Source organism: Proteus vulgaris (assembly GCF_033708015.1).
Taxonomy (GTDB): domain Bacteria; phylum Pseudomonadota; class Gammaproteobacteria; order Enterobacterales; family Enterobacteriaceae; genus Proteus.
This window is the reverse complement of record NZ_CP137920.1, coordinates 2,186,464-2,199,624: the sequence shown is the minus strand read 5'-3', so window position 1 is coordinate 2,199,624 and position 13,161 is coordinate 2,186,464. Positions and strand designations below refer to the sequence as shown.

The window sequence follows — 13,161 nt, the reverse complement described above, 5'->3', positions numbered from 1 at the left end:
ACAAGTTTACAAAATATGATCTGTTTTATCTATCAATATGATCAAAACGATTGTTAAAATCAATTACGCCTATCAATAATGATTTATCGATCGTTAAAAACGATCGGTCATGGATTATTGAGATTCTTATGTGAGTTGAAAATTTGAGGAGGATTGTCATAAACGTCCGGATATAACGCGAGGATAAAGGGGGATAGGAGATTCTTTGGGTAGTGGGTAGTTTCAAATAAATCTGATGTACGGATATTTTACGTTTTGGGCTAACGCGAACGTTGATAGTGTCTTCATTTCAATAAAAATCACTGTACGTATATCAAAATAGCAATGATGGCTAAATTCAGTAACTATCTGATTATAAACAATAAAATACTTTACTTTGCTAGTGATTATGGTAAAATATTAGCATGGCACTATTGTCCAAAATATGATTGGGTTGTGCTTATACAGTTTATTTCCACTTTTTTATTTAAAGGCAACTTTATATGACTATTCATCAGTCAGGGCTACACTTGCCTGTCGCACAAGTATTTAGCCAATTGTTATTACATGAACTGGACAATTCAGTTGTTAACTCAGCGATTGATTTAACCACTGTTCGGGCGGTTACAATGAATTTTCGAGACCCATTGTATAGTGCTGAAACAGGCGGCTTCCATCCTGTTGAAATACGCTTGTTTCGGCTGCATGAGCAATGGCAGTTTGATTATGTGACAGATTTTTCATTCATGGGGAGCTATTATCCTGAGCTTGAAAAGGAACTCGATATTTGTTGGTCGCAGGGTTATATCTATCATTTTATGATGGGGGATATTGATGAAGAAGAGGGTGGAGCACTGTTTGAACTGTGGCAACGCAATTTTATTCAATACCACAAAATGAAATGTTACGAAGTCAGTATTCAGTGGGAAACTCACTAATTAAGTAAAAATAATACCAGCGCTGGTGATCTCATTAAGTACAGTACAATCAATAGAAGGTTTGAGTTGATGTTGATACCGTCCAAGCAAGGGGATTTAGATTGCCTCTGTGGGATTTACAGTCTGGTCAATATGGGTACATGGTTCTATGGAGACCGCATTAAGTCCCGCCCATTATTTAACTATCTTCTGCGTGAATACAGTCAATACTGGTCACTGTACAAGTGTTTAACCCAAGGTATTGATGTTCCTGAGATGGATTACTTGATTAAGCGCCTAACCTCAAAATACCCATCACAAGCCCCTCTACGCGTCACCACGCCATTTCGTTACAAAGATGGACTTACAACACAAAAAATATTGTCTGCATGCGAGGCTTTCCTAAGCGCTCATACAACGTCACGTCGGCTTATTCTTCTGGGTGATCAGTGGCATTGGTCGCTGGTGGAGCATATGGACAGTGAATATCTCTATTTCTTTGATAGCCACCAGCAAGAGAAAGTGAGCCGCACCAGCTATGGATTAAGAGGTAACAAAGTACGGCGGTTGTATAGTGAATCTGTTTATTTTGTTGAAATATCACCTTTATAAATAGGTTATTTTTTCAATGTATTTAACTTTTTAAGTTTATTAATGACCGATTGAGTATCTAGCAAATATAAAATATCTAACGGTGTCCATGTTGTAATATTTCTTTCATCAAAATTATTATTGAATATATAGGGAGGAATGAAACACTTTGTTTTAGTCATGGATTTGGCAATTGATTTTAGTTCTCCTTCGATTATTTTCTTTTCTTTATTATCAGGAAGTGTTTCAAATTCGTTTTTAAGAATGAAAATGTTTTTGTTTAAAACACATTCTTTCCAAATGGTTTTAAACGTATTTATTAATAATTTTGCATTGTCATTTTTAGACTCAATAACTGCGGTAATATAATAATAATCGATAACATTCATAATTGTTTGGCTGAAAATTCGTCCTGTGGCTTTTTCTCTTTCCATCATGTCATCATGACCAAAATGAACACAGATTTCTCTCAATCTTGTTTTATTTTTATCATGCATGTTAATGGTGAATGGTGCGCCTAATTTTTTCAGTCTATTCTCTCTGCTTGTTTTTGCCCTTTTGCAATTATCTTCCTTTTTATTTTCTTGTTCTATCTTCTTTCTCTGACCTATTTTTCCAGACATTAGATGCTCCATTTTGTGACAGTCATGTAGTTCTCATGAGTTTAGTAAAAACACCCAATAATTGTGACGGTCATACATCACGGTGATTTTTATGTGTGACCGTCACTAATATTTTAAAGAATTTTAGCAGGTTTAGTCAAGAAAATCACTGTGACCGTCACTTAATCTGCTTTTTTGTTGTTGTGACTATCACAAAATAGCCGTTCTGAGTGATTGTAAAGAGTAACTCCATAAACTGACAGGAGTTATGTCTCATGCAACACGAACACTTTTTAACAATGAAACAGGTTTTAGAAATCACCCAGGTCTCACGCGCGACAATTTACCGCTGGATCCGTGCAGGGGGGTTCCCTGCGCAATATTCTTTGACTGTATCAGGGCGTACTGCTCGTTGGAAAGCTAGTGAAGTGCAGAAGTGGATCGACGAGTGTGTGAAAAAAGGGGGCAATAACTATGTGGATCTATAAGCCTGTTATAACCCCTTTATATGATTATATAGAGAATAATAATATTCAAGTAAGTGATGGGGGTAGCTATGTCTACCCTTAAACCTAATATTGATAATTTGAAGAAATCAATTGCTATTCCTCATGAATTAGGTCATTACGAAATGATGCATAGAATAGATAAACTTAGTATTGTAGGTGATCTTGAAATTGATGATACCGATGAATTGTTCGATAGATTAAATAAGATGAAAGGCAGTCGTTTTTATTCAATTAGAAGAAGAAAAACGAAAAGTAAATATATTAAGAAACTTTATCGCTATCAAGTTAAGGTGAAAAACAAATATAATCCGAAGCAAGCATTTATGATCTATTATAAGCCGACGGAAATGGATTTTAAGAAAACAGATAAATATCAAGGAAGAGGTGCTGTTAGGTTTGAATTTAGTCCTCAACATTTTACTGTTGATGATATTAATAAATTAGTTCTTTATTTAGGAAAGAAGAAGCGCCTAGGTAAGTATCTGTATAAAATATTGAAAAGCGCATGGGTGACTCGCATTGATTATGCTTTAGACATATATGATATGCGTCTCTCAGACTATCATATTGGTTTTAAGGGGGCATGTTGTGGCGAACGTTACTCAAGTGAAGGAGAGTTTCAAGGGCAACGGCTTGGTAGCAATAAATCAGAGTATCACGCCTCTTGCTATGAGAAGCTGGATGTTGGTGATGACTTAGACACTTTACATGATAAAGATCTACAACTGATAATCACTAATTGGCGCGAAATACAGGATTACCGCCGCTTCCTGCGCTTAGAAGTTCGTTATAAACCGAGATGTAAAGCGCTATTATTACGAGATATTCGCAATCTTCACAATTTGCTGGAACGTATTGGGTTCTATAAAAAGCCACTGTGTACCAAAGAAGGGGATTTAGATTGGGAGTTGTTACTGTCGGGCATGATATTACCTGAGCTACGCGATTATGTGAATAAAACCAACCCAAAGGAGGCTAAAAAGATCTTAAAACGTCTAGATAATAGATTGAAAAACAATCAAGTTGATCTTTTCGATAAAGATGAAATTTGGTACGACTTTCATTTATTGGTTGAGAAGCTCGGCATTCTTGGCAATGATGCTCTTTGGCAGAAGAGTTTGCGTGAAAAGTGGGCTCGCAAACACGGTTATTAGTAGCCTGTATCACGGGTAATGGTGTTGGGTCGCTGCGGCGGTATTGTGTGGCGACTCAACATAATAATATATGTATATATCAATGCTGGTTACCAGCATAACAGCAAGTTTTAGCAAGCATCATAAGCATAATGGCTATGAATAATAACGTTATCTATATATGGCTATAGCGTGGGATATTGGGGGGTAGCTATTTTCGCCTAGACCGCGAGTTGTTCGTCTTAACGGATCGTTTTGAGTAGCTGGCACGGGTATTTGACGCTTTCTCGGTTTTTCTAATCACCTACTAAAAAATGGGGTTAGCGGTAACCCCCATTAAAAATGCATTTGCGTAATTCAATTTACTATTAACAACATGGTAAATTGAAATGACAGCATATATCACCGAAGATAACATTCTTGTCACAGAAGCTACAGTTGAAGCCTATAAAGCGATTGTTTTGAGTGTTCCCTTTGATAAGACCGTCGATCAACGTCAAAAATCTAAATATCACCGTGCAATTGCTTTGTTCTTACAGCATATTATCTGCAGTGCGACAGTTAGCAAAAATACGAAGAAAAAAGCGAGGTTTAAAGGAAATAAAAAATGGACGTACTCTGTGCCATTTCCTGCTGAACTAGGGAAAGAGAAATTCCCTATGATTTTTAAGCAAAGTCGTGATTTAGGCTTAGAACGCGGTTTAGAGTGCTTAGAACAAGCTAAAATTATTAAAATTATCCAACATAGCTATGGAACCCATAAGTGCCGAGAATTTGCTTTATCTAAAAGTGTCCTTAAAGCCTTATTTCCCGGTAAACGAAAGGATTATCTTAAACGTACAGATCGCTATACCTATTTGACGAATATTTTTGATAAACGTAAGAAACCCGAAACACTGTATAAACTGATGTTAAAAAGCTCTTACAACGTAAAGCCGCCTAAGCATAAACTAGCGATTGAAAATGACAATTTTAGACAGCGTATTATCAGTGCGTATCAACAACTCGAAGCATTACCTATCAACCTTGATAAACTACAAGCATATTGTAATGACCATCCTACCGCAAAGAATAAGAGCTTTTATTTTAATTTTATCTCTCATTTGATGGAGGTGGGCGTCAAGATAATTAGCAAAACGCCATTGATTATTGAATATCGACAAGCGTATAAAACCGCCAAAGTGGGAAGCCGTTCTTTTGAGATAGGTACAGGCTTTCAATATTTACCCAGCAAGATGAAATGGGCATGTTTAGCCAACGGGTACAATTATGATATTAAAGGGTGTCAGTTAGCTATCTTAGAGCAAGAATTCAAGAAATATGGCATTAGCACCGATTCACTATCTGTATTAGAAACCGACTTTATCAAAGATACGCTAGGGGTAGATGATGCGCTCGTTAAAACTATCCGCTACGGCACTATATTTAATGCTGGAATAGTTAATTTTTCGCCTAAGGGGAATATGGTGAAAAAGCTAAAAAAGCTTTATTCCGACGATTATGTATCAGAAATGCTGAAACATTGGGAATTAGAAACAAAAGAACTTTGTAACAGTTTAAACCTGCTTCTTGACGAGTATCTAAATACAGGAAAGAAAAACGGATATGGGTTATGTGTTACAAATGCGGTAGGACATCCATTTAACACAACGTGGAGGAAGTTACATAGCGGTGAGTGGAAAAAATGGACTAAAGATAGTAAAAAGATGAAGCGAAAGTTGCTTGCCCATATGATTCAAGGACTAGAAAGCCGTGCAGTCTATGATTATGTGAGTTCACACAGCGGTGTTTGTGCATTAGAACATGATGGATTTGTGAGCTTGCATAAGCTGTCTGATGGTGATTGGCAGCACGAGTATTTGGAGATAGTGTTGAAGCATAGCGGTTAGTCGTGAATCGAAGCTAAAATTAATTTGGGGGAAATAGCTTGTATAATCTTAACTGCACAGGATCATACTTAATTAAATGGGCGTTCTGTACCAGAATTGGTAGTAAAGTTACTCATAGCTATTGCGAGTACTTTTTTGTGTGCATATTTTTATTATCACTTGATGAAAACTTGGATTTTTCAGTATTGTATAAACTTGATAAAATTCGAGTGAAGTTGGTTTATGCGGGAATGTGATTTGTAAACGTTAGGAGTATATATGACTAAGCTAGTTGAGCCTGAAGCTCTTCAGATGCTAAGGCATCGTTTTTCTCGAACGATCGAGATGAGGGTGGCATATAATACTTTCCTTAATAGGGAAGTACTTGCAGGAAATGATAAAACATGTCTCAATGACATTATTGTGTTCCAGACTACTCATACATTACTTATTGCTTACTACTCATTTATCTTTAGTCTCTTTGATCCTAGTGCTGTCAACTTCAGAAAAATAACTGAGGAAATTTTACCTCACCTTCCACCAGATGCGCATGGGGCTAGGGATTTGGTTTTGGAGCAATGGGAAAAAATCGAAAAGCCACTTACAATAATCAGAAATACTATTGGTTTCCATCATTCGGCAAAGCAAAAAGGTGCAAGCACGGGTTATCAAAATTATGAAAACATTCATCCGTTATCGACGAAATTGATAATGCAAGCGTTAAGAGTGTTCTTCCGCCGAGTAGATGGTGTGTTCGAATCAAGCGAGCCTTATGGTATTACGCCTGACGAGGATGACACTGTGGCTCTAATGGCACAAGTAAGGAAGTTAAAGGAATATATTGTTGAAAATCCTCATGAAGAAGTTTTCAAGAGCCTGCGTACCTTATTGAGTGACTTCTAACCTTTCGGTCAAAGCAATGTCAACTGTAACACTGTTGAATACGCAAACTCCCGCTTCTCTCTCAAAGCAGACTGTCAGATTTGATTGTATGCTGCCAGTGAAAGCCATCAGATCAAGTCTGAGAAAATACAGTTGAATTGCACTACTCTGGACTCAACTCGCCAAATTCAAATCACGATGCAGCCGATCCGAAATGTTACTCTGGCTCTCTTCTGCCCCAAAATCGTTTAGTTTGAGACTCCTAACCACTTTCTCATGTCATATTCTTGACCAACTTTCTCTGATAGTAGACTATGAGCTTAGTTGAGCACTTATGACTATACAGATATGTTCTGAAATTTGTGAGTGCAAGGAAATATAAGACCAATAGAACAGTATGTCGCTGCATGGTGTCTGTATTTTATGAAAATATTATATAGACAATGTCTGCTGAAAAGACACTGTTATTCTTCCCGATGGGCAATATCCCAGATTTTGAAATCGAGGATTGTTATGAAAACATTTAAAGACGTATTTATCAGAGTTGGGGATGTGGGGATTATTGACTATATAAGAGATGTAACGAATGAGCTGAAAAAGCCTTGGAAGCGAGCTTACGAAAACGAAGAGAACTCTAAGTATCTTGGTGAAGTTGCTTTTTGTTTTCAGCGAGAAGGCGATTCAGCATTACCTGCTGCGGGTCTGAGCATTTTTCAAAAAGATGGCAATTCATGGTATATCCCTAACGTTGTGCCGATAGAGACAGGACAGCTAAGTTATGAAGAATATAATGAAATAATTACAGACTTCTACGAAAGCTGTTTGATGCCTTTATCCGCTCAGCACGATATTACTGTTGAAATAAGCACTGGTGAGCTGAAGGATGAAGATATTGTTGGAGAAATTCCCGCTAAATTATTAAAGACATTTTCTAATTGTGCCAATAAATCAACTGGGAGTGCGCATCCATCGGACAGGAATAGATGGCTTGAATTTATTGTCGCAGCATGTAATTCAAAAATTGATATTGACACAGGTAACCTAAAGCGTTTGTTACAGCAACAAGGTTGGAGCGAAGAAATTGCATTGGGTCTTATAATTGAATTTGAGTTTGGCAGAGATCTTATTAAACACATGGAGGGATAAGCCATGTGTAGAAGTGTTAGTGATATTTGTAATGACATTATGCAAAAAGAGAGTCCTGTACTCTTCATTGATACCTGCTCCATTCTTAATATCATCAATTCATTACACATGAACAGTTTATCTGAGAGGTACGCTATTTCAGCACTCGAACTTAGCAAGCTGCATGGGAATGATATTTGGCTAACTACAAGCCAAAATGTAAGGGAAGAATGGAACGATAATATAGATTCTGTAATTGCAACTATGGAGAGAGAAGTCTTAAAAATAGATCGTAATATTTCATCTATGCTCACGGTTAGTAATACTCTACTTAATGCTTCTTACTCTTTGCCACAGAAAATATCATCTTTAAATATCTCTGCGCATATACGATCACTTTCTAAAACAGTCTTAGATACATGCCTTTCGTTAGAGAGAAAAGATGCTCACACATTGCGAGCAATGCAGAGAGTTAGAAAAAATGAGGCACCAGCCAGAAAGGGAAAACCTGAACCAAAAGATTGTGAGATTGTTGAGTGTTTTCTGGAGCTTGGCCAAAAATTAAGGGCTTCTGGATTTTCTAAGAAGCTCATATTCTTTACTGCGAATAAAGATGATTTCGGCACTAATAAAGAACTAAAGCAGCCGCTAGATAGCCAATTTTCTGCTATAAACGCAGAGCTAATTGACAATATTGACCATGTTTTGGCTATTGCAAAAGGCCAAGCATAACAAGCGGCGGCTGTTGGACGTTAAGTGCCTGTGTTACTCGGAAATAATGAGTGCTGCTTTAGAGTCAATAAGTAAATAGGCATATATCAGTTCAATATTTTTCTAGAAATATAATGTAATCAGATTCCAGAGGACGTATGCACATCACAAAGCTCTCTCTAGTAAATTACAGAAATTTTAAAAACGTAAAGTTTCTATTTAATAAGGGAATAAATACAATTATTGGCGAGAATGGTTCTGGTAAGACTAACTTATTCCGAGCGATGAGATTGCTGCTTGATAATTCAATGCCTCGCTCGGCAACTAAGCTTGCTGAAGGCGACTTTTGTAGGACATTAGGTGATTGGCGTGGTCACTGGATCGTTATTAGTATTGAGTTTAATGACATTGCTAGTGATGAAGCTAGTCAGTCTTTATTTCTTCATGGTGCAGGGAATGCGGAGGATGAAGTTGTTACTAGAGCAACATACAATCTGATTTTCAGACCTAAAGCAAACATCCGTCAAGCACTGGCACAACTTACAATAGGGGATATAGTTGCTCTAGAAAGGTATTTGGATTGTATAACTATTGATGATTATGAAACCGTCCTTACTGGCAAAAGTATCGCTGATTTCAATGACCCAGTTGTATACAAAAGTATAGTTGGAGACTTCGAGAGAGTCGATTTTCCTAGGGTATTAAATAACCCTGACATTGGTATACGGTTGCCGAACATTCTCAATATGCCGAATGAAGTTTCATTTACCTTTATTAAAGCACTAAGGGATGTAGTATCGGATTTCCATAGCAATAGAACCAATCCTTTGCTCACACTATTAAAGGGTAAATCCGGAAATATTAATCAAACTGATTTCCAGCCTATTGCAGATTTAATTGAGACATTAAATAATGAGATTGAAGCTCTATCAGACATTTGTGACGTTCGTGATGATATTGTAACTACTATTAGTGATACAGTAGGAGATACATATTCACCTAATTCAATCTCTATTCGCTCTAGTTTGAGTAACGAGTCTGATCAGTTATTTCAATCATTAAAACTCTTTGTCGCAGAGTCAAATGATGGTTACGAGGGGACCATACATGAAATGAGTTTAGGCGGTGCTAACCTACTTTTTCTCACACTAAAGCTACTAGAATTCAAATACCAAAAAGCAAATCAATCTATTGCTAACTTTTTACTAATTGAAGAACCAGAAGCACACATCCACACCCACATTCAAAAATCACTTTTCGACAACATTAACTATGAAAACACTCAGATAATATATTCAACTCACTCATCTCACATATCAGAAGTGAGTAATATTAAGAGTATGAATATTATAGGTTTTGTTGATAGTATTTGCGAAGTATTTCAACCTTCCGTAGGGCTTAGTGACGAGAAAGTGGGATTCGTTCAACGTTACCTTGATGCCATCCGTAGTAACTTACTATTTGCCCGAAGTGTTGTTTTAGTCGAAGGAGATGCCGAAGAGATCCTTATTCCTATTTTAATGAAAAAAGTTTTAGGATTGAGCTTAGATGAAGTTGGTATCACTCTAGTCAACATCAGAAGTACTGGTTTCGAGAATATTGCAATGTTATTTGATAATGAAAGAATCAAAAAGCGTTGCAGCATTATCACTGACCTAGATGAAGCCTTCTTTGATACAACGATTTATTCTACAGATAGTGACTCAGATAAAAAGAAGAAAGAGAAAGCCCTTGGCTCTCAAGAAGCTGGCCTTGCTCGTAAAAGTAGGCTTGATTACTTCTGTCAAAATAACCCTTGGATTTCGGTTTTTTATGCAGATCATACGTTTGAGGTTGATTTTATACAGTCATCCAACAGCAATTACCTCAAGAGCATTGTTGGAGATGTGTACACTCAACAAGCTACGATAAATACTGCTATAACTGAACTATCTTCAACTGATATTGCTATCTCAGGTTCAAGAGCATTAACTATGGCAAACTATCAAGGTAAAGGTTGGTTTGCTCTTACGCTAGGTAAAGTGGTTGACTTTAAAGTAGCTATTCCAGAGTACATTTTTGATGCCATCAAGTTTGCGCATGGAGACTTCAATGCAGGACTTACTTTCAAAATACTTAAACACCGTTACGACTCAGTCATTGAACATGTCAAATTTGGTAGAAAAATTATCGAAAGTCTGAATGCAAATGGTGATACGGCTCTAAGGCAGCAATGGGAAACATACTTGACCCCATATGAGACTGGTTTATTAATATTCACTCCTAAGTGGGAAGCCTTTAATCCAGTCGATGGCGACATAGCTACACTCAAAATCGACCTAATGAACGATTTACCTTCTGAGCAAAACGACATATTAGCAAGGATATAATCATGTTTATGTGGGATGAAGGTGATCTAAACGATGAACAAATTGCAGCGATTAACGAGCCGAATAATGTGTTTTTGGTTGCATGTCCAGGAAGTGGCAAAACTAGGACTCTTACCTATAAAATAGCTTCTGAGCTTTCAGGTTTAGAGGATCCTAAAAAATGGGTTGTGGCCATTACCTACACGCATAGAGCAGCTGATGAGATTCGCGAGCGAATTGAAATTCTTGGTGTAGATACATCTCAGTTGTGGATCGGTACTATTCATGCATTTTGTTTAGAATGGATATTGAAGCCATATGGCCTATATCATGACAAGCTGAAAAACGGATTTAAAATAGTTAACTCTTATGATTCTGAAGAAATAATATCTCAAATATGCTCTAGTATTCGTACTGAACGTATTAGATATGGAGAGTGTAGCCATTTCTACACTCCTCGAGGATTAACTTTAACTTGCGCTGGAAGTAAAATTTCACTAGCAAGACGAGTATTAGATGATTATCACAGGCATCTTGCAGAAAATGACCTAATCGACTTTGAGCAAATGCTATATTTTGCTCATGAAATTCTATCTAGTAATTCATCTATTGCTAAGATACTGGCAAATTTGTTCTCTTACATTCTTGTTGATGAATATCAAGATACCAAGGAGGTACAATATTCAATTGTTGCGAGTATTATAAAAGCTAGCCAAGGTCGGGTGAGAACCTTCATTGTTGGTGATCCAAACCAAGCTATCTACGGTTCGCTCGGTGGTTACGCAATAACACAGTTGGAACTTGAGCAGTTAGCAGAAGTGTCATTTACTCCAATGGCATTAGATAAGAACTATAGAAGCTCTAGAAAGATCATAGATTATTATCGTAATTTTAATGTCACCCCTAGTGCCACTGTTGCTGAAGGTGAACATCGCGATTATCCCAGTATTATTACCTATGATCAGATTACTCATAAGGATAACTTGGTGGAGCAAGTCAGCCGACACATTGAGTATAGTGTTCAAAATCTGGGCATCTTAGAGAAGGAAATATGCGTCATTGCACCTTGGTGGATGCACTTGGCAGCACTAACTCGTAACTTGGTAAACAGGTTGCCTCAGTATAGTTTCGATGGACCTGGTCTTGTTCCTTTTTCAAGAGATATAGATAACTTTTGGTTCAAGTTGACTCAAGTTATCCTAACAGAGCCATCGCCTAATATGTATGTTAAGCGTCTTCGATGGGCATCTGATATTTTATATGATATGGAACTTGCACTTGTCGATGTTCATTCGATCCCACCAAAACAGTTTCTAAAGACTGTCAACTCTATTTCGATAGATGAAGACGACGGCATCGCTTATCTTCGAGCATTCTTTGAAGCACTATTTGGAGAATTGGGAATAGATTTCATGCTATATCCTATGCTAAAGGAGCATCACGAATCATTCTTCAATAGTACACAGGATAGGATTTGTAGGCTAAGGAACGAGAATGCATTATTTGCAACAGACATTGAGGCGTTTCGCAAAGCATTTAAACCCAGAACTGGTATCAAAGTGTCAACAATACACGGAGTAAAGGGCGGTGAATATGATGTTGTGATATCCTTCGGCCTTCTTCAAGATTTGGTTCCGAATTTTAATGACCCTTCGATTGAAAGTGCTAAAAAGTTGCTGTATGTAATTGGCTCTAGAGCTAGAAAGAACCTACATCTTATTTCAGAAACAGGACGGATGACTGGTTATGGTCAATATAGAAGAGCGCGTCAGCCTACAGAAGTCCTACACCAGTTGAATTTTACATATGACTCAAATTTAATATGATAAATGTGGATTGATAGCTTGGATATTCAGTTATCCAATTGATATGTTTTCAACACAAAAGCCATTTTGTAATAGCCATGAGTTAATGAAAATATCAGATGTCATTAATAAGAGTGGGCAGGATAAAGTTTGGTTTGCAAGTAAGGGGGATAGCGGATACAAAATGAAAAGAGAAATGTTATCGCCTGCTTGCACACAAATTTTGCTGAATTGCCAGTAGTTAAAAGCTAAGAAATGGGCTGGACGTTTTAAACGTATAGCTGGATAAGTAAAAAAATAGGGAGCAGAACTACAAAACCTAAAAATATGGACTTTTCTTTATTGTTTAGGTTTGACCCGACGGCGGTATGGAGCAAATTGAATTTAATAGATGGTTCTGTGCCAACAGCGGTCATTGCATGAAGGCTCTACCAGCTTATTATCCCATTCCGTGTTTTGACTCGTTAGCTCAATTAAAAGATCCCACTCCTGTTTCCATATAAATTCTCATCTATTCGTCTATGCTTGGCCCTACCGTAAAGAGACTAATAATGTATGGGTATACAGTCGTATTTAAATTTAGAAATTTTGGGGTAATTTTAAGGTAATACCAGTGAGAATTAACCACACTGAAAAAATGACAATAAAATCATATTGTTATGATATCTAATTTTTAGTTAATAGATTTTAA

12 protein-coding genes are annotated in these 13,161 nt (G+C 37.1%); 11 read left to right on the top strand and 1 reads right to left on the bottom strand.

Annotated elements, in window-relative coordinates; translation table 11 throughout:
- Positions 1–482 precede the first annotated feature (482 nt).
- Both SB028_RS10455 and SB028_RS10450 read left to right on the top strand, forming a co-directional pair.
- Positions 483–917 carry a DUF2787 family protein gene (locus SB028_RS10455; RefSeq protein ID WP_281110839.1) on the top strand — a complete coding sequence of 145 codons (435 nt, stop codon included), beginning with the start codon at positions 483–485 and terminating at the stop codon, positions 915–917.
- Between the two features lie 69 nt (positions 918–986).
- Complete coding sequence (locus SB028_RS10450; RefSeq protein ID WP_281110840.1) at positions 987–1,508, top strand: hypothetical protein; 522 nt, start codon at positions 987–989, stop codon at positions 1,506–1,508.
- A gap of 5 nt (positions 1,509–1,513) precedes the next feature.
- Here SB028_RS10450 and SB028_RS10445 read toward each other — a convergent pair whose 3' ends face one another.
- On the bottom strand, positions 1,514–2,110 hold the full coding sequence (locus SB028_RS10445; RefSeq protein ID WP_115166750.1) for a hypothetical protein: 597 nt from the start codon (positions 2,108–2,110) through the stop codon (positions 1,514–1,516).
- A 254-nt stretch (positions 2,111–2,364) separates the two neighbouring features.
- Between SB028_RS10445 and SB028_RS10440 the strand changes: the two genes are divergently transcribed.
- The 9 genes from SB028_RS10440 (at position 2,365) to SB028_RS10400 (ending at position 12,711) form a co-directional block, all read left to right on the top strand.
- Positions 2,365–2,577 carry a helix-turn-helix transcriptional regulator gene (locus SB028_RS10440; protein WP_272524065.1) on the top strand — a complete coding sequence of 71 codons (213 nt, stop codon included), beginning with the start codon at positions 2,365–2,367 and terminating at the stop codon, positions 2,575–2,577.
- A gap of 68 nt (positions 2,578–2,645) precedes the next feature.
- Positions 2,646–3,752: a hypothetical protein gene (locus SB028_RS10435; protein WP_281110842.1), complete on the top strand. Its 1,107-nt coding sequence runs from the start codon at positions 2,646–2,648 to the stop codon at positions 3,750–3,752.
- A 368-nt stretch (positions 3,753–4,120) separates the two neighbouring features.
- Positions 4,121–5,620, top strand: a complete 1,500-nt coding sequence (locus tag SB028_RS10430) for a hypothetical protein (protein ID WP_281110843.1) — start codon at positions 4,121–4,123, stop codon at positions 5,618–5,620.
- 258 nt (positions 5,621–5,878) lie between these two features.
- The gene (locus tag SB028_RS10425) at positions 5,879–6,502 is read left to right on the top strand and encodes a hypothetical protein (protein ID WP_163761945.1); all 624 of its coding nucleotides are present in this window, start codon (positions 5,879–5,881) and stop codon (positions 6,500–6,502) included.
- A gap of 492 nt (positions 6,503–6,994) precedes the next feature.
- Positions 6,995–7,627 (top strand): hypothetical protein, encoded by a 633-nt coding sequence (locus SB028_RS10420; protein WP_281110844.1) that lies wholly within the window; start codon positions 6,995–6,997, stop codon positions 7,625–7,627.
- 3 nt (positions 7,628–7,630) lie between these two features.
- Positions 7,631–8,338: a PIN domain-containing protein gene (locus SB028_RS10415; RefSeq protein ID WP_231039576.1), complete on the top strand. Its 708-nt coding sequence runs from the start codon at positions 7,631–7,633 to the stop codon at positions 8,336–8,338.
- A 137-nt stretch (positions 8,339–8,475) separates the two neighbouring features.
- Complete coding sequence (locus SB028_RS10410; RefSeq protein WP_163761947.1) at positions 8,476–10,686, top strand: AAA family ATPase; 2,211 nt, start codon at positions 8,476–8,478, stop codon at positions 10,684–10,686.
- 2 nt (positions 10,687–10,688) lie between these two features.
- The gene (locus tag SB028_RS10405; protein WP_163761948.1) at positions 10,689–12,491 is read left to right on the top strand and encodes a UvrD-helicase domain-containing protein; all 1,803 of its coding nucleotides are present in this window, start codon (positions 10,689–10,691) and stop codon (positions 12,489–12,491) included.
- Between the two features lie 43 nt (positions 12,492–12,534).
- Positions 12,535–12,711, top strand: a complete 177-nt coding sequence (locus tag SB028_RS10400; protein WP_318860141.1) for a DUF4113 domain-containing protein — start codon at positions 12,535–12,537, stop codon at positions 12,709–12,711.
- Positions 12,712–13,161 lie beyond the last annotated feature (450 nt).

Bases quoted from the DNA above. Each gene is read 5' to 3' on its own strand.
- SB028_RS10440 (WP_272524065.1), top strand. From the start codon at position 2,365: ATGCAACACGAACACTTTTTAACAATGAAACAGGTTTTAGAAATCACC.
- SB028_RS10430 (WP_281110843.1), top strand. From the start codon at position 4,121: ATGACAGCATATATCACCGAAGATAACATTCTTGTCACAGAAGCTACA.
- SB028_RS10435 (WP_281110842.1), top strand. From the start codon at position 2,646: ATGTCTACCCTTAAACCTAATATTGATAATTTGAAGAAATCAATTGCT.
- SB028_RS10405 (WP_163761948.1), top strand. From the start codon at position 10,689: ATGTTTATGTGGGATGAAGGTGATCTAAACGATGAACAAATTGCAGCG.
- SB028_RS10400 (WP_318860141.1), top strand. From the start codon at position 12,535: ATGTTTTCAACACAAAAGCCATTTTGTAATAGCCATGAGTTAATGAAA.
- SB028_RS10445 (WP_115166750.1), bottom strand. From the start codon at position 2,110: ATGTCTGGAAAAATAGGTCAGAGAAAGAAGATAGAACAAGAAAATAAA.
- SB028_RS10455 (WP_281110839.1), top strand. From the start codon at position 483: ATGACTATTCATCAGTCAGGGCTACACTTGCCTGTCGCACAAGTATTT.
- SB028_RS10425 (WP_163761945.1), top strand. From the start codon at position 5,879: ATGACTAAGCTAGTTGAGCCTGAAGCTCTTCAGATGCTAAGGCATCGT.
- SB028_RS10415 (WP_231039576.1), top strand. From the start codon at position 7,631: ATGTGTAGAAGTGTTAGTGATATTTGTAATGACATTATGCAAAAAGAG.
- SB028_RS10420 (WP_281110844.1), top strand. From the start codon at position 6,995: ATGAAAACATTTAAAGACGTATTTATCAGAGTTGGGGATGTGGGGATT.
- SB028_RS10450 (WP_281110840.1), top strand. From the start codon at position 987: ATGTTGATACCGTCCAAGCAAGGGGATTTAGATTGCCTCTGTGGGATT.
- SB028_RS10410 (WP_163761947.1), top strand. From the start codon at position 8,476: ATGCACATCACAAAGCTCTCTCTAGTAAATTACAGAAATTTTAAAAAC.